Annotated in this window: 22 protein-coding genes and 1 pseudogene; all 23 read left to right on the top strand. The window is 40.5% G+C overall.

The window, feature by feature from the left end; translation table 11 throughout:
* Window positions 1–48: 48 nt before the first annotated feature.
* Window positions 49–381: a flagellar hook-basal body complex protein FliE gene (fliE, locus tag QT16_RS01020; RefSeq protein WP_039484631.1), complete on the top strand. Its 333-nt coding sequence runs from the start codon at window positions 49–51 to the stop codon at window positions 379–381.
* A gap of 20 nt (window positions 382–401) precedes the next feature.
* Complete coding sequence (fliF, locus tag QT16_RS01015; RefSeq protein WP_039484629.1) at window positions 402–2,117, top strand: flagellar basal-body MS-ring/collar protein FliF; 1,716 nt, start codon at window positions 402–404, stop codon at window positions 2,115–2,117.
* Window positions 2,110–3,150, top strand: a complete 1,041-nt coding sequence (fliG, locus tag QT16_RS01010) for a flagellar motor switch protein FliG (protein WP_007581881.1) — start codon at window positions 2,110–2,112, stop codon at window positions 3,148–3,150. The genes fliF and fliG overlap by 8 nt, the downstream gene beginning before the upstream one ends.
* A gap of 3 nt (window positions 3,151–3,153) precedes the next feature.
* Window positions 3,154–3,960 (top strand): flagellar assembly protein FliH, encoded by an 807-nt coding sequence (gene fliH / locus QT16_RS01005; protein WP_039484622.1) that lies wholly within the window; start codon window positions 3,154–3,156, stop codon window positions 3,958–3,960.
* An 18-nt stretch (window positions 3,961–3,978) separates the two neighbouring features.
* Window positions 3,979–5,313: a flagellar protein export ATPase FliI gene (fliI, locus tag QT16_RS01000; RefSeq protein ID WP_002959338.1), complete on the top strand. Its 1,335-nt coding sequence runs from the start codon at window positions 3,979–3,981 to the stop codon at window positions 5,311–5,313.
* Window positions 5,313–5,759: a flagellar export protein FliJ gene (gene fliJ / locus QT16_RS00995; protein ID WP_002959337.1), complete on the top strand. Its 447-nt coding sequence runs from the start codon at window positions 5,313–5,315 to the stop codon at window positions 5,757–5,759. The genes fliI and fliJ overlap by 1 nt, the downstream gene beginning before the upstream one ends.
* Before the next feature lie 89 nt (window positions 5,760–5,848).
* Window positions 5,849–7,912 (top strand): flagellar hook-length control protein FliK, encoded by a 2,064-nt coding sequence (locus QT16_RS00990; protein WP_052201220.1) that lies wholly within the window; start codon window positions 5,849–5,851, stop codon window positions 7,910–7,912.
* A 57-nt stretch (window positions 7,913–7,969) separates the two neighbouring features.
* Complete coding sequence (gene fliL / locus QT16_RS00985; RefSeq protein WP_039484617.1) at window positions 7,970–8,500, top strand: flagellar basal body-associated protein FliL; 531 nt, start codon at window positions 7,970–7,972, stop codon at window positions 8,498–8,500.
* A 9-nt stretch (window positions 8,501–8,509) separates the two neighbouring features.
* Complete coding sequence (fliM, locus tag QT16_RS00980; RefSeq protein ID WP_002959334.1) at window positions 8,510–9,601, top strand: flagellar motor switch protein FliM; 1,092 nt, start codon at window positions 8,510–8,512, stop codon at window positions 9,599–9,601.
* Window positions 9,602–9,621: 20 nt separating this feature from the next.
* On the top strand, window positions 9,622–10,020 hold the full coding sequence (gene fliN / locus QT16_RS00975) for a flagellar motor switch protein FliN (RefSeq protein WP_002959332.1): 399 nt from the start codon (window positions 9,622–9,624) through the stop codon (window positions 10,018–10,020).
* Entirely contained in the window at window positions 10,017–10,400 is a 384-nt protein-coding gene (gene fliO / locus QT16_RS00970; protein WP_002959331.1) for a flagellar biosynthetic protein FliO, read from the top strand. Before fliN ends, fliO begins: the two co-directional genes overlap by 4 nt.
* Before the next feature lie 4 nt (window positions 10,401–10,404).
* Window positions 10,405–11,145 (top strand): flagellar type III secretion system pore protein FliP, encoded by a 741-nt coding sequence (gene fliP / locus QT16_RS00965; protein WP_002959327.1) that lies wholly within the window; start codon window positions 10,405–10,407, stop codon window positions 11,143–11,145.
* 40 nt (window positions 11,146–11,185) lie between these two features.
* Complete coding sequence (gene fliQ / locus QT16_RS00960) at window positions 11,186–11,455, top strand: flagellar biosynthesis protein FliQ (protein WP_002959325.1); 270 nt, start codon at window positions 11,186–11,188, stop codon at window positions 11,453–11,455.
* A gap of 2 nt (window positions 11,456–11,457) precedes the next feature.
* The gene (gene fliR / locus QT16_RS00955) at window positions 11,458–12,237 is read left to right on the top strand and encodes a flagellar biosynthetic protein FliR (RefSeq protein WP_024596364.1); all 780 of its coding nucleotides are present in this window, start codon (window positions 11,458–11,460) and stop codon (window positions 12,235–12,237) included.
* 9 nt (window positions 12,238–12,246) lie between these two features.
* A complete protein-coding gene (flhB, locus tag QT16_RS00950) occupies window positions 12,247–13,377 on the top strand; it encodes a flagellar biosynthesis protein FlhB (protein WP_024596365.1) in 1,131 nt (376 codons plus the stop codon).
* A gap of 72 nt (window positions 13,378–13,449) precedes the next feature.
* Entirely contained in the window at window positions 13,450–15,561 is a 2,112-nt protein-coding gene (flhA, locus tag QT16_RS00945; RefSeq protein ID WP_039484610.1) for a flagellar biosynthesis protein FlhA, read from the top strand.
* Window positions 15,562–15,582: 21 nt separating this feature from the next.
* Entirely contained in the window at window positions 15,583–17,061 is a 1,479-nt protein-coding gene (gene flhF / locus QT16_RS00940) for a flagellar biosynthesis GTPase FlhF (protein WP_039484607.1), read from the top strand.
* On the top strand, window positions 17,054–17,914 hold the full coding sequence (locus QT16_RS00935) for a MinD/ParA family ATP-binding protein (protein WP_002959312.1): 861 nt from the start codon (window positions 17,054–17,056) through the stop codon (window positions 17,912–17,914). The genes flhF and QT16_RS00935 overlap by 8 nt, the downstream gene beginning before the upstream one ends.
* Window positions 17,915–17,940: 26 nt before the next feature.
* The gene (locus QT16_RS00930) at window positions 17,941–18,651 is read left to right on the top strand and encodes an RNA polymerase sigma factor FliA (RefSeq protein WP_039484603.1); all 711 of its coding nucleotides are present in this window, start codon (window positions 17,941–17,943) and stop codon (window positions 18,649–18,651) included.
* A gap of 40 nt (window positions 18,652–18,691) precedes the next feature.
* Window positions 18,692–19,075 carry a chemotaxis response regulator CheY gene (gene cheY / locus QT16_RS00925; RefSeq protein WP_004588308.1) on the top strand — a complete coding sequence of 128 codons (384 nt, stop codon included), beginning with the start codon at window positions 18,692–18,694 and terminating at the stop codon, window positions 19,073–19,075.
* A gap of 17 nt (window positions 19,076–19,092) precedes the next feature.
* Window positions 19,093–19,866: a protein phosphatase CheZ gene (locus tag QT16_RS00920; protein ID WP_039485986.1), complete on the top strand. Its 774-nt coding sequence runs from the start codon at window positions 19,093–19,095 to the stop codon at window positions 19,864–19,866.
* Window positions 19,867–19,881: 15 nt separating this feature from the next.
* Window positions 19,882–21,519 (top strand): annotated as a pseudogene (locus QT16_RS00915) (chemotaxis protein CheA); the annotation flags it as partial.
* A 106-nt stretch (window positions 21,520–21,625) separates the two neighbouring features.
* A partial coding sequence (locus tag QT16_RS00910; protein WP_039485981.1) for an IS481 family transposase occupies window positions 21,626–22,435 on the top strand: 810 nt, incomplete at its 3' end.

The raw sequence follows: 22,435 nt of genomic DNA, 5'->3' as shown, positions 1-22,435 counted from the left end.
TTTGTGCTTTATTACTTATAAGAGTTCACTGCGTGTCAGAGATAAATTATGAAAATTCAAAACAGTGCTGTATTTCAAGAAATGCAATCAATGGCTTTAGAAGCCGGCCGTAATAATCAAACTAATAAACTGCCAACTCAGGTGCAGTCTACTTCTACAGCACAATTTGGCGACATGCTAAGTGATGCAATAAATTCAGTGCACGGATTACAACAAGATGCCGCGCAAAAAGTAACAGCAGTTGAGATGGGGGATCGAAGTGTATCCCTTGCTGAGGCGATGATTGCTTCTCAAAAATCGTCAGTTGCTTTTGAGGCTACGGTACAGGTTCGTAATAAACTTGTTGAAGCTTATAAAGAAATCATGAACATGCCTGTTTAATTAGGTAGTGGAGAATTATTGTGGCGCAATCTAACCAATCTACAGACCTAGCACTTGCTGGTGGCGGTATTGACCAAAGTGGTGGTGATGATCAACAAGAACAAAAGTCAGGCTACTTAAGTGCTTTAAATGGTGTTGATGTATTGCGCCAAGTAACATTGGTTATAGCATTGGCTATTTGTTTAGCTATCGCGATTTTTATTATTATTTGGGCTCGTCAGCCAGATATGCGCCCGTTAGGCAAAATGCAAACAGAAGAGCTTATTCAAACATTAGACTTTTTAGATGCGCAAAAAATTGAATACCAACTAGATGGCAATGTTGTATCGGTTGATGAAAGCGAATACCAAAACATTAAATTGCTAATGACCCGCGAAGGGTTAGAGCAAGGCCCTGCATCTGGCTCTGACATAATTATGCAAGATATGGGCTTTGGTGTAAGCCAACGCTTGGAGCGTGAACGTTTAAAACATGGTCGTGAACAGCAATTAGCACGCACCATTGAAGAGCTAAATAACATTACTCGCGCCAAAGTATTGTTAGCCATCCCTAAAGAAAACGTATTTGCCCGCAGAGAGAAAAAACCATCCGCTACTGTTGTATTAACACTTAAACGTGGCCGCTCACTTGACCGTGAAGAAGTAGACTCTGTTGTTGATATGATTGCTTCAGCAGTACAAGGCTTAGAGCCTGCACGTGTTACAGTTACTGACCAAAATGGTCGATTATTAAATTCAGGTTCGCAAAGCTCATTAGCAGCACGCTCTCGTAAAGAATACGATTTAGAACGTAAGCGCGAACAAGAGTATCTAGAAAAAATAGACAGTATTTTAATACCGGTTGTTGGGCTTGCAAACTATACAGCTCAAGTTGATTTGAGCATGGACTTTAGCTCAGTTGAGGAAACTCAAAAGCGTTATAACCCAGACCTACCAGCGGTTAGAAGCGAAACCACATTTGAAGAAAATAACATTGGTGGTTTAGCTGTTGGTATTCCTGGTGCGCTTACAAATCAACCACCGCTAAACTCAAACATTCCTGAGGTTGCGGGGCAGGGTGGCGCAGGCACAGCTACGTCACCAACACGTAGCCACAAAGAAGCAACACGTAATTATGAACTCGATACAACAATTTCTCACAAGCGCCAGCAAAGTGGTGTAATACGCAGAATAAGTGTGTCAGTTGCTGTTGACTACGTCCCTAAAGTGGGAGAAAACGGCGAAACAACTATGGCCCCGCGCTCGGTAGAGGCATTGTCAAATATTCGTCGCTTACTACAAGGTGGTGTAGGTTTTGATATGCAACGTGGTGATGCACTTGAAGTAGTAACAGTGCCGTTTGTACGTGAAGCAACAAATTTAGCAATAGAAGTGCCACTGTGGGAACAAGACTGGTTTATGAAAATAGCCCGCCTTGTACTAGGAGCCTTAGTTATCATTGTATTGATAATGGCAGTAGTAAAACCAATGCTTAAGCGCTTAATTTACCCAGACGATACACTAGAAGAATACGACGAAGATGCATTAAGTTCAGGCGTAGACATTGGCGACAATACACTTGATATGCTAAATAAAGACTTTGATTCTGCTTCGGTTGGTTTCTCAAGTGATGGTACACTGCAGTTACCGGATTTACATGGCGACGAAGATTTACTCAAAGCAATTCGTGCCCTTGTAGCTAACGAACCAGAACTATCATCACAAGTAGTGAAAGCGTGGTTAACAGAAGATGACTGATCAAGAACAAAAACAACTCCCGCCAGCCTTTGATGTTGATAAGCTAGATGGGGTAGATAAAGCCGCTATATTACTTTTGAGTTTATCAGAAGAAGATGCCGCGCAAATCCTTAAACACTTAGAACCTAAACAGGTGCAAAAAGTGGGTATGGCGATGGCTGGGCTACAGGATTTATCTCAAGCTAAAATTAGCGCTGTACACAACTTGTTTATAGAACAAATTCAAAGTTTTAGTACCATTGGTTTTCAGTCAGAAGACTTTATTAAAAAAGCGCTTACAGCAGCACTTGGTGAAGACAAAGCCGCTAGCCTTATTGACCAAATTGTTATGGGCTCAGGTGCTAAAGGCTTGGATTCATTAAAATGGATGGACTCTAAGCAGGTAGCAAACATTATTCGTAATGAGCATCCGCAAATTCAAACCATTGTATTATCGTATTTAGAGCCAGAACAGTCAGCTGAGATTATTGCTCAGTTCCCTGAAAAAGTGCGTTTAGATTTAACAATGCGTATTGCAAACCTTGAAGAAGTTCAGCCAGCAGCACTGCAAGAGCTAAACGAAATTATGGAAAAACAATTTGCCGGCCAAGCAGGTGCACAAGCCGCTAAAATGGGTGGCTTAAAAGCAGCTGCAGATATTATGAACTACCTAGATACCAATGTAGAAGGGCAGTTAATGGACTCTATTCGTGAACATGACGAAGAGATGTCGCAGCAAATTCAAGACTTAATGTTTGTGTTTGAAAACTTAATGGATGTTGAAGACCGTGGTATTCAAGCAATCCTGCGAGAAGTACAACAAGACGTATTAATGAAAGCAATTAAGGGCACCGACGATGCGCTTAAAGACAAAATACTGGGCAATATGTCTAAGCGTGCAGCCGAAATGCTTGCTGATGATTTAGAAGCTATGGCACCGGTACGTATAAGCGAAGTAGAAGCGGCGCAAAAAGAGATTTTATCAACAGCGCGTCGTTTATCTGACTCAGGTGAAATTCAGCTGGGCGGCGGCGGTGGCGAGGAGTTCCTGTAAACCATGAGCAAACTCAAAGGACGCACACTTCGGGCTGAAGAAGCAGATGAATTATTAAAAAACTGGGCTATTCCGGATGTAGCACCAGATGAGAGCAGCTTTGGCAATCGCTCTACGGCTTACGGCACACCGCTTAGTGATCTGTATAAAAAAGAATTAGCTGAAGAAATGCCAATTGATGAGCCACAAGAACCAGAATTGCCTGCGCTTACTATGGTTGAGCTTGAACGCATCAGGCAAGACGCCTACGAAGAGGGCCTTAAGCAAGGTCATGAGCAAGGCTACATAGACGGTTTTGAAAAAGGCGTTGGCGAAGGCAAAGAGGCAGGCTACAAAGAAGGCTTAGAACAAGGTAAAACAAAAGGCCTTGATGACGTAAAACCATTAATTGAAGAGCAGTTAACAAGTTTAAAAACTATTTTAGAGGGACTTACTGCACCGCTAGATAAAGTAGATGAACAAGCTGAAAAGCAATTAGTACAACTTGCTAGCATGTTAGCGGAAGCTGTTATTTATCAAGAAGTAAAAACATCGCCAGATGTGATTTTACATACGTTAAAGCAAAGTATAGATTCTCTTAATGCCGAGCAAGAAAAAGTACGAATTCATTTAAACCCCGAAGATTTAGAGCTCATAAGAGAGAGTTACGGCGAACAAACCATTATTGATAATAACTGGCAATTAATGGCAGAGCCCACTCTTGAGCGCGGTGGCTGTGAAGTTAAAACAGCGCAATCATCACTCGATATGACCCTTAAAACACGTGTCAAAGAAACGTTGGATAGTTTTTTGCATAATAGTGGTATCTAACTATTTTATTGGCGTGTTATGTCAACTCAACGTGCACCTTTAAGCGAACGCTTATCTCAATATCAACAACATATTAAAACCCCAGCGCCTGCTGTGGCAGGTATTTTAACGCGTGTTGTTGGCCTTACCCTTGAGGCTAGAGGTTTACGTGCTCCCGTTGGTAGCCAATGTAAAATAGAAACTATGAACGGCTTTGTAGACGCTGAAATAGTCGGTTTTAACGATCAAACTTTGTATTTAATGCCTAATGATCATATCTCTGGTGTACTTCCTGGTGCGCGTGTAATTCCTCAAGTTAATAACTTAGGTTTACCTGTAGGGATGAGTTTACTAGGGCGCGTGGTTGATGGTTTAGGGCGACCGCTAGATGGCCTTGGTAAAATTAATGCTGAGCATCATTTAAAGTTTGCGCAAAATACTATAAACCCGCTTTCAAGAAGACCAATCACTAAGCCTATGGATGTAGGTGTGCGTGCTATTAACTCGGTTATCACAGTAGGACAAGGCCAGCGTATGGGCTTGTTTGCAGGCTCTGGTGTAGGTAAATCAGTACTACTGGGTATGATGACCCGAGGTAGCGAAGCCGATGTCATTGTTGTTGGCTTAGTGGGGGAGCGTGGCCGCGAAGTAAAAGAATTTATTGAAGAAATACTTGGTGTAGAGGGGCGCAAACGTTCAGTTGTTGTCGCAGCGCCTGCTGATTCATCACCACTTATGCGTTTAAAAGGCTGTGAGAGCGCCGTAACTATTGCAGAGTATTTTAGAGATCAGGGTTTAAACGTATTATTGTTACTCGATTCGGTAACGCGTTATGCAATGGCGCAACGTGAAATTGCACTTGCTGTTGGCGAGCCGCCAGCTACAAAGGGTTATCCGCCTTCGGTGTTTGCTAAATTACCTGCGCTGGTGGAGCGTGCTGGTAATGGCGGTGAAGGGCAAGGTTCAATTACCGCCTTTTTTACGGTGTTGAGTGAAGGCGATGATATGCAAGACCCTATTGCTGATGCAGCGCGAGCTATATTAGATGGCCACATTGTATTATCGCGTGATTTAGCCGACAGCGGGCACTATCCCGCCATAGATATAGAAAAATCGATTTCGCGTGTTATGCCTCAAGTCGTTTCTGAACCACACATGCAACAAGCCCGTGTACTTAAGCAAGTTTATTCAATGTATCAACAAAACAAAGATATGATTACTTTAGGTGCTTATCAAAAAGGGACCGATCAAATGCTCGACCAAGCCATAAATATGATGCCAAGAGTAAATGCATTTTTACAACAAGGTATGCGAGATGTCATTAGTTACGATGATGGTCTGCAAGGTCTTGCTCAGTTACTAGGACAAGCATAATGGCTAAAAATAAACTCGATTTATTGCTCAAAATTGAAAATGATAAAGAAGAAAATTTGCGCATGAGTTACTTACAAGCCAATCAAAATTTGCAAGCAAATCAACAAAAGCTGCAAGGTTTAAATAACTTTAGACTTGAATATTCTCAACAGTTACACCTAAAAGGTAAGTCGGGTTTATCTAGTGCAGGGTTTGGTCAGTACCATGCTTTTATAGCTAAAATTGAAGAGGCAATTCGCCAACAAGCAAGTACAGTAAATACAGCTAAGCAAGTTGTTACTCAACGTAAAACGCTATGGCTTAAGCAGCAAATTAAAGCTAAAGCAGTTGCCAAATTAATCGAGAATCAAAAACTCAAAGCAAATGCGTTAATGGCTAAAAACGAGCAGAAAATGTTAGATGAGTTTTCAGCTAATCAGTTTTTTCAACGTCGGAAAGCTTTGTAATTCAGGCACGTTAATTGCTTTGTTACTTAGTGGTATTTAACTTTTGGCGGTATGCGGTGGCATATTGCCGTAATGGTATTAGGTGATTTATGGCGATGAATAACATTTCGTTTTTAGTTTCTTCTGAAAAAGATTCACTGTTAGCTTTTAAAGACAATAGCTTAGCTAATGGCGAAGGAAATTTAGGCGAGGAATTTTTAAGCCAGCTAAACGAAGCGCATAACTCTATGGGGCCTTTGCTTAAGGGCAATAAAAATCCCGATGCCGAAAACTCGATTGCCATACCTAAGCATAAACAGCCAGAAGGAAATGAAAATCTGAGCGTAAAGCTAGATGAAATAACACCAGACGAAGTTACTTTTGTATCTGTTGAGATGCTTGATCAAATTAATTCAGCACAAGCAATGAGCACCTCGATTACTAAGCCGTTCGATGCAACTAAAAATATAGAATCAGAAGATGCAGAGTTAGAAACCACCTCAGTAATTTTATCTGCTAATACAAGTGATGAAGTATCGGCTAAAGAAGCGAATACAGCGAGTGTAGTGCAAAATCCAATTGCCACTAATGTAGACTACAAAACGGCTAAATTAACTGATTCAAAAAGCGATAACTTAAGCTCACTACCTTTGAACTCTTTACCATTAAATGAAGGCAAGCATCGTAAAAGTGATGTTGCCAAAGCTATTGAAAGCCCATTAAATTCTATAAATAAAAAGCCCGATGACAGTCTAGGCCCTATAGTTGATGACACTGAATTAGTTTCAATGGATATAAAGGATCAATTAGCTCAAGATAAACCTGTCAGTAAAAGTGCAAAGAATATAGTGCTGCCAACAGCAATACTTACAGAAGCTCCATCTGTATCGCCACCTCCTTTAACTGAATCACAAACGACACAAGCAAGTTCACAGACATCTGAGAGTGAAAAAGGTGTAGCAATAGATACTCTAATGACGAAAGATGCGAGCTTAATTAAAGCTAATAGCGTTATTGCTAGTTTAACGCCTGAGCAACGCTCACAACTTAACGCGCAAGTTAAGGTATTAGAGAACGCTGATTCAACAAATAGCGCAGCTAGTAGTACTTCAAATCTTAAGCAAATGCTTGCACAATTTATTACTGATAACGAAAAAGCGCAAAGCACGGTAACAAAACACTCTTTTAGCGCAGAAATAAATTCACTTAATACAGCTGATAAACAAAGTTTATTAACGCAATTAAACGCATATATTAAAACAGAGCAGCCTAAAGGCGAGCAGTTGTCAGTGCTTAAGCAAACAGTTAATGAGTTAAAAGCTTCTATTGAAATAGGACTTGCTGATACCGCTAAATCAGACTCAAAAACGTTTGTGGCGTCAGAGACTCCTAATACAGTATATAATCCACAAAAGTTAAGCTTAAAGGCATCTACAAACGAAGGCTCGGATATTAATAAAGCCGCAATAACCCCAACTAAGCGTGATGATTTATTAAAATCACTTGAAGAGTTACAAAAAGATGGGCTTAGAAAAATAACGGCAGAACAAACTCCTGCACGCGTAACACAAGTATTTACGCAAATTACAGCCGCTTTAAATACTCAGCAAACGAGCACATTAAGCCAATACGACTCATTAAGTTACGAGCAGAGCTTACTTGATACCCAAATAATACAAACTCAACAATTACAAAGTACATCACAAGTTAAGCAAGTAAGTATTGATCCAGGTGTAATGCAGGCAATTAATATTGTTAAAAGTGATGCAGCTAAATTACTGCAAGAGCGCGTTAGCTCAATGTTGAGCATTAATAATAAAGAAGCAGAAATTCGCCTCGATCCTCCAGAAATGGGAAGCATGCAAATACGTATTCGTAGCGATGCAGAACAAGCACATATAAACTTTGTTGTACAAAACCAGCAAGCCAAAGAAGCGCTTGAGCAATCAATGCCGCGCTTACGTGAAATGTTAGCGCAACAAGGGCTAGAGCTTGGTGAAAGCACTATTTCTTATGGGCAATCAGGTGATGAAACAGCTGAGCAAAGTGAGAGTGGAGCCCAAGGTAATTTGGCTAATAATAAGTCAGTTAATGATGAAAACGACGAGCAAGCAAATAACACAGCACAAAGTTCTCGACAACAAACTTCATCATCAATAGATTACTATGCCTAAGTACTGCTATTATAATAGTTAAAACAAGCAAGTACCTTTGCGATTAAAGGAATCATGATGGCTGAAGAAGCAAGTTTAGAAATCGAAGAAACCGGTAAAAGTAAAAAGAAACTAATAATAATCATATTAGCTGTACTAGTTATTGTAGGTGGTGCAGCGGGTTACTTCTTTATGTCAGGTTCGGGTGCGTCAGTTGAAAGCTTAGATGAAGAGACTGCAATATCAACAGATGCAGCTTCAGCTGAGCCTACTGATTCAGCTGAAATTGGTAGTGCTTTATATGTGGCTATGCCACGCCCATTTGTATTTAATGTGCCAGGTTCAAGTCGCGATAGAATTGTACAAATTAAAGTGCAGTTATTAGTGCGTGGTGAAGTAAATGAAGAAACAGCCAAAAAACACATTCCACTGATAGAAGGTACGCTATTGAGTGTGTTTTCTACTACAACTGCTGATGAGTTAAGTACGAGTACGGGTAAAGAAACACTTCGTTTTTCTGCACTTGAAAAAGTCCAAGCGGCTTTAAATGATGTTGAAGGCAGCAAAGTAATTGAGCGGGTATTGTTTACCGGCTTTGTGATGCAATAAGGGGTTAGCGTGAGCGATTTATTATCCCAAGACGAAATTGATGCGCTATTACATGGTGTTGATGACGTTGAAGAGGAAGATATACACGAAGGTGAAGATGGCGGGGGAAGTACGCTTCAGTACGATTTTTCTTCGCAAGATCGGATCGTACGTGGTCGTATGCCGACGCTGGAAATTGTTAACGAACGCTTTGCTCGTCATATGAGAATTAGCCTATTTAACATGATGCGTCGCACCGCAGAGGTGTCTATTAACGGCGTGCAAATGATTAAGTTTGGCGAGTATATTCATACTTTATTTGTTCCAACTAGTTTAAATATGGTCCGTTTTAGGCCTTTAAAAGGCACAGGCCTGATTACCATGGAAGCACGACTTGTGTTTATTTTGGTAGATAACTTTTTTGGTGGTGACGGGCGTTATCATGCAAAAATAGAGGGCCGAGAGTTCACCCCAACAGAGCGCCGAATTGTACAAATGCTCCTTAAAATAATCTTTGAAGATTATAAAGAAGCATGGGCACCGGTTATGGATGTATCGTTTGAATATCTCGATTCAGAAGTAAACCCAGCTATGGCGAATATTGTAAGTCCAACAGAGGTTGTGGTTATTAGCTCTTTTCATATTGAGCTTGATGGCGGTGGCGGCGATTTCCATATTGCACTTCCGTATTCGATGCTTGAGCCAATCCGAGAGCTTTTAGATGCGGGTGTTCAATCTGATACAGAGGATACCGACTTACGTTGGAGCAAAGCACTTCGCGATGAAATAATGGATGTTGAGGTTGATATGTCGACTCAGTTACTTGAAGTTGATTTGACCTTAAAGCAAATTATGGAATTAAAAGCAGGTGATATTATTCCGGTTGAAATGCCTGAGCATATAACCGTATTTGTTGAGGAACTCCCTACATTTAGAGCCAAAATGGGTCGCTCTCGCGATAATGTTGCGCTTCAAATTAGTGAAAAAATTAAACGACCTGATTCAGTTAAATCTGAGCTGCATGTATTTACCAAAGGCGGCAAGAAAATTGACTCAGATGCAGAATTAGCAGAACTAGAAGATGATTTACACCTCTCTGACGGTGTAGACTTAGACTGGTAATTGATTAAAAGGTTAAAAGTATGAGCGATGATCAAGACACAATGGATGAATGGGCAGCAGCATTAGCAGAAGCCGAAGGTCCAGATGATAGTGGCGAAGCACATGTTGCAGAGCTTGATGAGTTAAGTGATTCAAAACACGAAATGAGTGGTGATGAAAAACGAAAACTCGACACTATTTTAGATATTCCCGTTACTATTTCAATGGAAGTAGGGCGCTCTAAAATCAATATTCGTAACCTACTGCAACTTAATCAAGGCTCTGTTGTTGAGCTTGACCGTGTTGCGGGTGAGCCGCTAGACGTGCTAGTTAATGGTACTTTAATCGCTCATGGTGAAGTAGTTGTAGTAAACGACAAATTTGGTATTCGCTTAACTGACGTGATAAGCCAAGTAGAGCGGATCAAAAAATTACGATGAGCTTATTAGTTGCTTTAACGACTACCGTTTTTTCAAAAGCAGATGTGGCAACACCAACTGGGGATATACTCTCTATGGTGCTGTCGCTTGTAATGGTGCTAGTACTGATTATTGTACTGGCATTTTTTGTTAAAAAGCTTAACCCTAATTTAGCAAATAGTGATGAGTTTAAAGTAGTTAGAAGTCTACCTTTAGGTTCTCGCGAGCGTTTAATGGTTGTTGAGATAGATAATGCTCAGCATTTGCTTGGTGTAACTCCCCACAGTATTAATTATTTACACAAGTTAGAAACCCCATTAAGTGAAAAAGAACTGCCTGAACTCGCTAAACGATTTGGTAAACTTTTAAACCCGCAATCAAACCAAAATAAAAAGAATTAAACCTATGACAAAGTGGCTGCTTATTATTTTTGCCATGGTGTTTGTACCAAATGTAAGTGCAGAAGGAATTGATGCCCTTACTATTACAACAAACGCTGATGGCACGCAAGATTACTCAGTAACGTTACAAGTTTTAGCAATTATGACGGCGCTGAGTTTTATACCGGCCGCCATAATTATGATGACCTCTTTTACACGAATTATTGTTGTACTCGCCATTTTGCGCCAAGCAATTGGCTTACAGCAAACACCGTCAAACCAAGTGTTATTAGGTATGTCACTTTTTTTAAGTATTTTTATAATGGCGCCTATTTATCAGCAGGTAAACGAGCGAGCTATAGAGCCTTACTTAAATGAGCAGGTTACATCAGTAGAGGCTTTAGAGCTTGCTAAAGAGCCAATGAAAGCATTTATGCTTTCACAGGTGCGTTTAAAAGATTTAGAAACGTTCGCTAAAATTGCTGGTTACGATCAGCTAAATTCGCCACAAGATACGCCATTAATAGTGTTAATACCGGCCTTTGTAACCAGCGAACTGCAAACGGCATTTATAATTGGGTTTATGTTTTTTATCCCATTTTTAATTGTTGATTTAGTGGTCGCTTCGGTATTAATGGCGATGGGTATGATGATGCTTTCCCCCATGATAGTGTCCTTACCGTTTAAAATTATGCTGTTTGTACTTGTTGATGGTTGGAGCTTAGTGATGGGGACTCTAGCTAAAAGCTTTGGTTTAGGGACTTAGTATGCAAAGCATTAACATGACCCAACAATAGGAGTACAACATGGAACCGGAAATTTTTGTTGATATTCTAAGTGACGCGCTGTTTTTAGTTATTAAATTGGTGTCTGCAATCGTAGTCCCAGGCTTAATTATTGGTTTAGTGGTTGCTGTATTTCAGGCGGCAACATCAATCAATGAACAAACGTTGAGCTTTTTACCTCGTTTATTAATTACCATTAGTGCGCTTATTGTAGGTGGGCACTGGCTTACTCAAGAACTGATGGATTTTTTTACTCGCCTAGTATTACTTATTCCTGAAATTGCAGGTTAAACGTGGAATACCCCTTTGCAGTCGTTATTCAATGGTTGAGCGATTTTTTGCTGCCCCTGGTACGCATTAGCTCAATGATTATGATTATGGCTGGTTTAGGTGCTAAAAATGTCCCTACGCGTATAAAAATGGGGTTATCAGTTGTTGTAACTTTTCTTGTTGTTCCTGTTCTGCCGCCCGCTACATTCACTAATTTATTTTCGTTTGAGATGATTTTAGTCGTTATTCAACAAATGCTGATTGGTGTTGCTATTGGTTTTGCATCTATACTTTTATTAAATACCTTTGTGTTAGCAGGGCAAATACTTGCGATGCAAACCGGTTTGGGTTTTGCTTCAGTTATTGACCCCTCTAATGGCGCAAGCGTCCCAGCGGTTGGGCAGTTTTTCCTTATTTTGGCTACCTTGTTATTTTTTGCTTTTAACGGCCATTTAATGATGATTCAAATGGTGGTACATAGCTTTCAAGTGCTACCTATTGATGGCACATGGTGGTCTGTAGATCATTACTGGGACATAGTGACCTGGGGCGGCTGGATGTTTACTACCGCACTGGTACTCTCACTTGCACCGCTTACCGCAATGCTCGTTATTAATATGTCGTTTGGGATTATGACGCGTGCAGCGCCGCAATTAAATATTTTCTCTATTGGTTTTCCGTTTACCTTGGTAGCGGGACTTATTATTATTTGGGCGACACTAGGTAACTTTGTTACTCAGTTTGAGTTTCAATGGTTAAAAATGGTTGAGCTAATGTGTACTTTAGTTGGTTGCTCACCTTAGGAGAAAGTCATGTCTGAAGACTCAGGACAAGAAAAAACAGAAGAACCGACATCCAAAAAGCTTGAAGAATCTAAAAAGAAAGGCCAAATAGCACGCTCAAAAGAGCTAGGTACCATGTTTGTACTTATTTTTTCGGCTATATCGCTTTTGATGTATGGTCCTGAAATTGGTAAAGGTTTATACAATGTAATGGGCCGAACCCTTAGCTTAAACCGCAACGAAGCCTTTGATACCACTAAAATGTTTGCCGTGTGGGGAGAGGTTGCAGACGCGTTGATGTTTCCTATGGCTATGTTTGTGTTAATTATCGTTTTGGCTGCATTTATTGGTAATACGTTACTCGGTGGTTTTAATTTTAGCTGGGAAGCTGCTGCACCTAAAGCAAGTAAAATGTCGCCAATGAAGGGCTTTAAGCGGATGTTTGGTCCACAAGCGGCTATTGAGCTTGTAAAGTCACTCTTAAAATTTGGTTTGGTTGCAAGTTTTGCTGTGTTTTTAATTAATACTTATTTTGATGAAATACTGCATTTAAGTTTAGAAAGTGCACCGGGTAATATTATTCATGCCTTAGAAATTTTAGGGTGGATGTTTTTAGGCCTTTCGTGCACTTTAATTGTTATTGCCGCCATTGATGCGCCATTTCAAAGTTACAACCATAACAAACAACTTAAAATGACAATGCAAGAAATCAAAGATGAGTATAAAAACTCTGAAGGTGACCCGCAAATAAAAGCGCGCATTAGGCAAACACAAAGGCAAATGTCGCAAAACCGCATGATGCAAGATGTTCCTGACGCTGATGTTATTGTTACCAACCCAACTCACTACTCTGTAGCATTAAAATACGACACGGAGCGCGCAGGTGCGCCTATAGTACTTGCTAAAGGCATTGATGAAATGGCGATGCAAATTCGAAAAGTAGCAATAGGGAATGAAGTACCTATATTAGAATCCCCCATGTTGACCCGAGCGCTTTATCATACGGCTGAAGTAGGAGAGCAAATACCCGATCAGCTATTTACCGCAGTAGCGCAAGTTTTAGCGTATGTATTTCAGCTTAAACGCTTTAATAAAGGGCGCGGAAAACGTCCAACTAAGCTCAATAAAAAGCTGCCAATCCCCGATGCCTACAAGTATTAAACCGTTAACTGAGTAACTTGGAATAGTTATTGCAAATTCTACGTAGTGTCAATTTTTTGAAATTGTAGAATTATGAGTTTTAAAGCGGTATTACAACAACTTAACAGAGACAAAAAAGACTATGCCAAAGGAGTAGGTACTCCTTTGCTTGTGCTTGCTGCCTTGGGAATGGTGATTTTACCACTACCGCCATTTTTACTCGATATCCTTTTCTCGTTTAATATTGCTCTCGCGTTAGTGGTTTTACTTGTAACTGTTTACACGATGAAGCCAGTTGAATTTGGTATTTTCCCCTCTGTATTACTAATCGCTACAATTATGCGCTTAGCACTTAACGTTGCCAGTACTCGAGTTGTATTACTTGAAGGCCATAATGGTGGTGATTCTGCCGGTAAAGTAATTGAAGCGTTTGGCTCAGTTGTTATTGGTGGTAACTACGCTGTTGGTTTGGTTGTGTTTTTAATCCTGATCATTATTAACTTTGTAGTAATTACTAAAGGTGCTGGTCGTATTTCTGAGGTATCTGCGCGTTTCACCCTTGATGCAATGCCGGGTAAACAAATGGCAATTGACGCCGATTTGAACGCAGGCTTTATCAGCGCAGAACAAGCGCGTGACCGCCGTGAGGAAGTAACTCGCGAAGCTGATTTTTACGGCTCAATGGATGGTGCGAGTAAATTTGTAAAAGGCGATGCGATTGCAGGTATTGTTATACTAATCATCAATATTGTTGGTGGTTTATTTGTAGGTATGATCCAGCACAATTTGAGTTTTGGCAATGCAATGGAAGTATATACATTACTTACCATTGGCGATGGCTTAGTTGCTCAACTCCCTTCTTTACTGCTTTCAATTGGTACCGCGATTGTTGTAACACGCCAAAATGAGTCGCTCAATATGGGGGACCAATTTAAGAAACAACTAGGCAACGAAAAGTCACTCTTTATTGCATCTGGTATTTTGATCATCATGGGCTTAGTGCCTGGTATGCCGCATATTGCTTTTTTAAGTTTAGGTGCGTTACTGGGTTACTTAGCTTACTACACACAGCAAAGTAAATTAAAAGCTGCTGCGGCAGAAGCTGAAGAGGCCGCTAATGGCGGAAGCGTTGCAACGGGTGTTGCTAATAAACAAGAACAAAAAGAACTAGGCTGGGATGACGTTCAGCAGGTTGATGTAATTGGCTTAGAAGTCGGTTATAGATTAATTCCGTTAGTGGACCAATCACAAGGTGGTGAGCTACTTAATCGTATTAAGGGGGTGCGTAAAAAGCTTTCTCAAGAGCTTGGTTTTTTAGTGCCGCCGGTACATATACGCGACAACTTAGAGCTTGACCCTAACGCTTACAGAATAACACTAATGGGGGTTTCAACCGGTGAAAGCGAGCTTAAGCATGGCGACGAGCTAGCGATTAACCCAGGACAAGTATTTGGTCCAATTAAAGGGGTTGAAACAAAAGATCCTGCGTTTGGCCTTGATGCAGTATGGATCAAGCCAGATCAAAAAGATGAAGCACAATCACTAGGTTATACCGTTGTAGATTCAGCCACGGTAGTTGCCACTCATATTAGCCAGTTATTAACTAACAGTGCAGCGTTATTACTAGGGCATGAAGAAGTTCAAAACCTACTTGATATGCTTGCTAAAAGCCATCCTCGCTTAGTGGAAGGACTAGTACCTGATGTATTGCCATTAACTGCTATTGTAAAAGTACTACAAAATTTATTAAATGAAGGCGTGGCTATTCGCGATATGCGCTCAATTGTTCAAACCCTTGTTGAGTATGGCCCACGTAGTCAAGACCCTGATGTATTAACGGCTGCAGTGCGTATTTCACTGCGTAGATTAATTGTTCAAGATGCGGTGGGAATGTCATCAGAAATCCCTGTCATAACCTTGGCGCCTGAGTTGGAACAGATGTTGCATCAGTCATTACAAAATGCAGGCGATGAAGGTGCCGGTATTGAGCCAGGACTTGCAGAGCGACTTCAAGTGTCATTGACACAAGCGCATCAAAATCAAGAAATGGCCGGCGAACCTTCTATATTGCTAACGTCAGGAATGTTACGCACTGTGTTATCTCGTTTTGTTAAGTACACCATTCCAGGATTGAGAGTGATGTCTTATCAAGAGGTACCAGACGAAAGACAGATCAAAATTGTAAGCTCGGTAGGCCAACAATAAGATTTTAACAGGGGTTGAATCATGAAAATTAAACGTTTTTTTGCTAAAGATATGCGCACAGCACTTAAAGAAGTTAAAGATGAGTTAGGTGTTGATGCGGTTATTATGTCAAATAAAAAACTGGCTAACGGTGTAGAAATTGTAGCGGCAGTTGATTATGACAAAGCAGCCCCTAAAGTAGCAGCGCAACCACAACGCCCTGCAGAGCCGCGTACTCAGGCGCCACAACAAAGCATGCATAATTTTGTAAAACCAGAGCCACAGCGTGCCAAGCCTGAGCCTCAAGCAAAAGTTGCTGACAGCCTACAAGCATTATTAGAGCGTCAATCACCGCGTCCTCGTTCTCCTGAGCTTGCATCAATGTTTTCACAATCGGGTATTGATACTACTGATAACTATCAAGAACCTGATATGGGGCAGCGTACTAAAAATATGTTTGCTCCTAAAGCTGCTGCGCCAGTTCGTCCACAAACTCAAGCGGATAGCTTAGGTTTTGATTTAGACCGCGACTTTGATGATTTAGATAGCCCAGTAACCACTCGCCAACAAGCACCTAATAATGAAAGCGAAGAAATGACAACAATGCGTGAAGAAATGAACGCAATTCGTCAATTATTAGAACACCAAGTATCAGGCTTGATGCAACAAGATATGGCGCGTCGCGATCCAACACGCGCTTGTATGGTTGACCGTTTAGTCGGTATGGGTATTGATAAAGAAGTAGCACAGCAAATGGCATGTTTTGTACCTGATGATGTGTCTCGTAAGCAAGGTTGGAAAGCATTGTTAACTATGGTCGAAGATCAAATGCAAACAACCAATAATGAAATACTTCGCCAAGGTGGTGTATATGCGTTAGTGGGTCCAACAGGTGTGGGTAAAACAACGACTGTTGCTAAGCTTGCAGCTCTAGGCGCACAAAAATATGGCGCCGATAAAGTGGCGTTAATAACCACTGATACATACAGAATTGGTGCTTATGAACAACTTGCAACATATGGTCGTATTATTGGTTGTGGTGTGAAGCAAGTTAAAGATGCTAATGAATTAGCTGAAGTTTTATATCATTTACGAAATAAACGTCTAGTATTAATTGACACAGCAGGTATGAGCCAGCGAGATTTACGTTTAACTGAGCAATTAAACACGTTAATGCGTAACCAACGTGTAGATATTCGCAGCTACTTAGTACTTAGCGCGACAGCACAGATTAATGTATTGCAAGAAACTGTACGCCACTTTAAAAAAGTACAGTTAAGTGGCTGTATTTTCACTAAGTTAGACGAATCATTAAGTTTGGGTGAGATTATTAGTATTGCGATTCAAAATCGCCTTCCAATAGGGTATCTTACTAATGGTCAACGAGTACCAGAGGATATTCGTGTTGCAAATGCTGAGAAACTAGTTAAAAAGGCTGAGCAATTATATTTAAAAAGAACAAAAGAACAACATTCAAGGCACCAATCAGTGGCGCCAAGCACAGTAGGGATGTATGATTAACACAGTATTAGATCAAGCAAGCGGCCTGCGCAAAATGAGTCAAAACAATAACAACGGCGTAAAAGTTATCGCTGTAACCGGTGGTAAAGGTGGAGTAGGGAAAACAAATGTTTCTCTAAATACAGCTATTGCACTTGGGCAGCAAGGTAATCGAGTATTAGTGCTGGATGCTGACTTGGGTTTAGCAAACTGTGATGTGATGCTTGGTTTACGTGTAGAGCGTAACTTGTCACATGTGTTGTCTGGTGAATGTGAGCTTGATGAAATTTTAGTTGAAGGCCCTGCAGGAATTAAAATTGTACCCGCTACATCGGGTTCGCAAAGTATGGTTGAATTATCACCATCTGAGCATGCTGGGCTAATTCGTGCGTTTAGCGAATTGAATACCGAATTTGATATTTTAATTGTAGATACAGCTGCTGGTATTTCAGACATGGTACTGAGCTTCTCGCGTGCAGCGCAAGATGTAATGGTTGTGGTATGCGATGAGCCGACATCAATCACCGACGCTTACGCACTTATTAAAGTATTAAGTCGTGAGCACGGCGTTTATAAATTTAAAATTGTTGCCAATATGGTTCGCAGTATGCGTGAAGGCACTGAATTGTTTGCAAAGCTATCTAAAGTTACCGACCGCTTTTTAGATGTATCAATGGAGCTAGTAGCAACGGTTCCTTATGATGAAAATATGCGCAAAGCAACACGTCGTCAAAAAGTAATAGTAGAGCTCTTTCCAAATTCGCCAGCCGCTCTTGCGTTTAAAACGCTGGCAACAAAAGCAGTTAAATGGCCAATACCCAACCAACCATCTGGGCATTTAGAGTTTTTCATTGAGAAACTAGTAAACGGTTAATTATGACAACACTGGTGAATAGAGCTATGGGATATCAATCAACACAAAATTTAAATGTGATTGTTGAGAAGCATGCATCACTTGTTAAAAAAGTGGCATGTCATCTAATTGCTCGATTACCACCTAGCGTTCAACTTGATGATTTAATTCAATCAGGAATGATAGGTTTAATAGAAGCTTCGAAAAACTTTGACGCAACAAAAGGCGCAAGCTTTGAAACTTTTGCCGGTATTCGTATTCGCGGTGCTATGCTTGATGAAATGCGCCGTGGTGATTGGGCTCCTCGTTCAGTTCACCGTAAAAACAGGCAAGTTGCAGAAGCAATTACTGAGCTCGAAAGTAGTCTGAATCGCGAACCAACGGATACAGAAGTTGCTGAAAAACTTGAAATTTCGCTCAATGAGTACCATCATATTTTAAATGATGCGAATACGAGTAAAATATTAGGCATTGAAGACCTTGGTGTAGATGAGGATGTTATTACTCCCGTAGGCCAAGATTTAGCACAAGATAAACCTTTTAATAATGTTAAAAATGATAGGTTTAATGAGTCTTTGCTAAGTGCAATTAAGTCATTACCAGAGCGTGATGCAATGGTGCTTTCTTTGTACTATAACGATGAAATGAATTTAAAAGAAATAGGACATATACTCGATGTAAGTGAATCGCGTGTAAGTCAGATACATGGTCAGGCGATGATTAAGCTTAAAGCTAAAATCAATGACTGGATAAATTAGTAGTAAGTAAACAAAGGTTAATACCTCACTGGGGGATGTTTTGGATAAAAACATGAAAATTCTTGTAGTTGATGATTTTTCAACGATGAGACGCATTATAAAAAACCTGTTACGTGACTTAGGTTTCACTAACGTTCAAGAAGCTGATGATGGGTCTACAGCTTTGCCTATGTTGCAAAATCAAGTGTTTGATTTTGTAGTTACGGATTGGAATATGCCTGGAATGCAGGGTATTGATCTTTTAAGAGCAATACGTGCAGACGAGAAGTTAAAACATATCCCTGTATTAATGGTAACGGCAGAAGCTAAAAAAGAACAAATAATAGCTGCAGCGCAAGCTGGCGTGAATGGTTATATTGTTAAGCCATTTACGGCTGGAACATTAAAAACTAAATTAGAAAAAGTATTTGAACGCTTAGGCTAATGATGGGGGAGAGGCTTATGCCAGCACCAGCTGCGCCTCAAATAACGTTAGAACAAGCTCGTCAGCTCGTTGTTTTTTTAGAAAATGATGAGCAAGACAAAGCAAATCAGTTGATTTTAGAGGCTGCATCTAAAGAGCAGTCTGAATTGTTTGCTGAAGTTGGGAAGTTGACTCGTCAACTGCACGAAGCCCTTAAAAGTTTTGAGCTTGATACTCGCTTAACTGATATAACGACAGATGCGATTCCAGATGCTAAAAAGCGGCTTAATTATGTTATAGAAATGACAGAAAATGCGGCTAATAAAACAATGGATGCAGTGGAGGCCAGTTTACCTATAGCCCAACAGTTAGCGGACGAAATATCTCATATCAAACCGACATGGGATCGTTTAATGAGCCGCGAGATTGAGCTTGGTGAGTTTAAGCAACTTTGCCATAGCATCGATAAGTTTATGAACAACTCTCACCATAAGACTGATGAGCTTCAAAACTTAATGACAAATGTATTAATGGCTCAAGACTATCAAGACTTAACAGGTCAAGTTATTCGCCGTGTTATTGAACTTGTTAGGGAAGTAGAAGAAAGTTTACTTCATCTTTTAACTGCGTTTGCTGAACAAGACGACAGTAACAGCACCGCGAATAAAGTAGAACAACAAAAAATAAAAGAACCAGTTGCCACACAAACTTTAGCAGGTCCTGAAGGCCCTATTATTGATAAAAAATCGCGTAATGATGTTGTATCTGATCAAGATGAAGTTGATGATCTTTTATCAAGTTTGGGCTTCTAAGAGGAGAGTAACTGCATGTTTGAAGTCGATGAAGATATTTTACAAGACTTTCTTGTAGAGGCTGGAGAAATCCTAGAGCTTTTATCTGAACAGTTAGTTGAGCTGGAAAATAATCCAGAAGATACCGAGTTACTAAACGCTATATTTAGAGGTTTTCACACTGTAAAAGGTGGTGCAGGCTTTTTAGCTATGACAGAACTTGTTGATGCTTGTCACGGTGCTGAAAACGTATTTGATTTACTACGTCAAGGCGTGCGAACAGTCAACTCAGAGTTAATGGATGTTATTTTACAAGCACTAGACACCATTAATGAGATGTTTGCGACTATCCAAAACAGAGACAAGCCTGAACCTGCAGATCCTGAATTACTTCATACTCTTCATATCTTAGGTCTACCTCCAACAGAAACCGAAGCCAATGAAGCCTCTTCACAAATAGAGGTTGAACAACCTCATAATGAAGTGGTGGATACACCAGTAGCTGATGATGAAGATCCGTTTGCATTTGATGAACTATTTAGCGGAGCGCCTTCGGTTAGCGATGCTGAAATAGATGAAATCACTGAAGACGAATTTGAAAGCTTACTTGATGAGCTGCACGGTAAAGGACAAGGTCCTGCAGTTGAAAAACCAGTAGCAAGTAGTAGTGATTTTAATGGTGATATTACTGATGATGAATTTGACAGCTTATTAGATGAGTTACATGGTGTTGGCAGTTTTGGGGAAGTTACTAGCAAACCTGAACAAAATAATGCCAATAAAACACCTGTAGAACCAGCTACACCAGCGGCTAATGCAGTTAATTCATCAGATGATGAAATTAGTGATGACGAATTTGAAGCGCTTCTTGATGAACTTCATGGTAAAGGTACTGCTCCTAAATCGATAGAAAGTGCGCCAACTGCAAAACAACCTGAACCTGTTTCACCGCCAGCTAAACAAGTGAGTGAACCAGTAAAAAAAGCTGCGCCAGCTAAAGCTCCTACTCCAAAACCAGTTGAAATAGCGCCAGAGAAGCCAGCAGCTAAAGCACCACCAGCAGCAGCTCCAAAAAAATCAGCGCCACCAGCAGCAGAAACCACCGTTCGCGTAGATACAAAACGACTCGATCAAATTATGAATATGGTTGGTGAGTTAGTTCTTGTACGAAATCGTTTGGTTAGTTTAGCGACTAACTCAGACAGTGAAGCGATGGGTAAAGCAATCTCTAACTTAGATGTAGTGACTGCGGATATTCAAGGTGCGGTTATGCAAACGCGAATGCAACCAATTAAGAAAGTATTTGGTCGCTTCCCTCGCGTTGTACGCGACTTAGCACGTAGCTTAAATAAAGATATTGATTTAAAACTTATTGGTGAAGAAACCGATCTAGATAAAAACTTAGTTGAAGCACTTGCCGATCCGCTTGTGCATTTAGTTAGAAACTCAGTTGACCATGGTATTGAAATGCCCGCTGTTCGTGAAGCTGCAGGTAAGTCTAGAACAGGTAATGTTACTTTATCAGCGTCTCAAGAGGGCGACCATATTTTGCTAACCATCAAAGATGATGGTGCAGGTATGGATGCTGAGAAACTGAAAAAAATTGCAATTAGTAAAGGCGTACTCGATCATGACCAAGCGAGTCGACTTTCTGACACCGAAGCATATAACCTGTATTAGTTCAGACAAGATCTGACACATCAACTTGAAAAAGTGAGAGTTACCCGTTTTGATAAAAGGTGTCGAATCTTTAAATCAAAACATATAAGAGGTAACTCTCATGCTATATACTAACAATCCAATTATTAAACACAAAGCGGGTTTACTTAATCTTGCAGAAGAACTTGGCAACGTATCAAGAGCCTGCAAAGTGATGGGCGTATCCCGTGATACATTTTATCGATATCAAGAACTCGTCGAAGACGGTGGACTTGATGCGTTAATTGATAAAAGTCGTAGAGCGCCAAACTTAAAAAATAGAGTTGATGAAGCAACTGAACAAGCCGTCATTAAATACGCTGTCGATTATCCAGCTCATGGCCAACACAGAACGAGTAATGAACTCAGAAAACAAGGCGTATTCGTTTCTGGCAGCGGTGTTCGTTCAATATGGCTACGTCATGACCTAGAGAACTTCAAAAAGCGTCTCAAGGCACTAGAAAATAAAGTTGCTAACGAAGGTATTATTCTCACCGACGCTCAAGTAGCTGCGCTTGAAAAGAAAAAACATGATGACGAAGCGTGTGGTGAAATTGAAACGGCTCACCCAGGTTATCTAGGCTCTCAAGATACATTTTACGTGGGTAATCTCAAAGGCGTTGGGCGTATCTACCAACAAACCTTCGTTGATACATACAGCAAAGTAGCGTTCGCTAAGCTCTACACCACGAAAACGCCAATTACTGCGGCTGACATACTCAACGACAAAGTACTGCCGTACTTCGAACAGTACGAGCTTCCCATGCTACGTATTCTAACCGATAGAGGCACTGAATATTGTGGCAAAGTCGAACATCATGATTACCAGTTATATCTGGCTATTAATGATATCGATCATACAAAAACCAAAGCTATGTCACCGCAAACAAAT

This window comes from Pseudoalteromonas distincta, from assembly GCF_000814675.1.
Taxonomy (GTDB): domain Bacteria; phylum Pseudomonadota; class Gammaproteobacteria; order Enterobacterales; family Alteromonadaceae; genus Pseudoalteromonas; species Pseudoalteromonas distincta.
This window is presented reverse-complemented; position numbering and strand designations above follow the sequence as displayed.

What these genes read in the sequence shown, in the direction of transcription:
- fliE (WP_039484631.1), top strand. Translation starts at nt 49, where the DNA reads ATGAAAATTCAAAACAGTGCTGTATTTCAAGAAATGCAATCAATGGCT.
- fliG (WP_007581881.1), top strand. Translation starts at nt 2,110, where the DNA reads ATGACTGATCAAGAACAAAAACAACTCCCGCCAGCCTTTGATGTTGAT.
- fliH (WP_039484622.1), top strand. Translation starts at nt 3,154, where the DNA reads ATGAGCAAACTCAAAGGACGCACACTTCGGGCTGAAGAAGCAGATGAA.
- fliI (WP_002959338.1), top strand. Translation starts at nt 3,979, where the DNA reads ATGTCAACTCAACGTGCACCTTTAAGCGAACGCTTATCTCAATATCAA.
- fliJ (WP_002959337.1), top strand. Translation starts at nt 5,313, where the DNA reads ATGGCTAAAAATAAACTCGATTTATTGCTCAAAATTGAAAATGATAAA.
- QT16_RS00990 (WP_052201220.1), top strand. Translation starts at nt 5,849, where the DNA reads ATGGCGATGAATAACATTTCGTTTTTAGTTTCTTCTGAAAAAGATTCA.
- fliL (WP_039484617.1), top strand. Translation starts at nt 7,970, where the DNA reads ATGGCTGAAGAAGCAAGTTTAGAAATCGAAGAAACCGGTAAAAGTAAA.
- fliN (WP_002959332.1), top strand. Translation starts at nt 9,622, where the DNA reads ATGAGCGATGATCAAGACACAATGGATGAATGGGCAGCAGCATTAGCA.
- fliO (WP_002959331.1), top strand. Translation starts at nt 10,017, where the DNA reads ATGAGCTTATTAGTTGCTTTAACGACTACCGTTTTTTCAAAAGCAGAT.
- fliP (WP_002959327.1), top strand. Translation starts at nt 10,405, where the DNA reads ATGACAAAGTGGCTGCTTATTATTTTTGCCATGGTGTTTGTACCAAAT.
- fliQ (WP_002959325.1), top strand. Translation starts at nt 11,186, where the DNA reads ATGGAACCGGAAATTTTTGTTGATATTCTAAGTGACGCGCTGTTTTTA.
- flhB (WP_024596365.1), top strand. Translation starts at nt 12,247, where the DNA reads ATGTCTGAAGACTCAGGACAAGAAAAAACAGAAGAACCGACATCCAAA.
- flhA (WP_039484610.1), top strand. Translation starts at nt 13,450, where the DNA reads ATGAGTTTTAAAGCGGTATTACAACAACTTAACAGAGACAAAAAAGAC.
- flhF (WP_039484607.1), top strand. Translation starts at nt 15,583, where the DNA reads ATGAAAATTAAACGTTTTTTTGCTAAAGATATGCGCACAGCACTTAAA.
- QT16_RS00935 (WP_002959312.1), top strand. Translation starts at nt 17,054, where the DNA reads ATGATTAACACAGTATTAGATCAAGCAAGCGGCCTGCGCAAAATGAGT.
- QT16_RS00930 (WP_039484603.1), top strand. Translation starts at nt 17,941, where the DNA reads ATGGGATATCAATCAACACAAAATTTAAATGTGATTGTTGAGAAGCAT.
- QT16_RS00920 (WP_039485986.1), top strand. Translation starts at nt 19,093, where the DNA reads ATGCCAGCACCAGCTGCGCCTCAAATAACGTTAGAACAAGCTCGTCAG.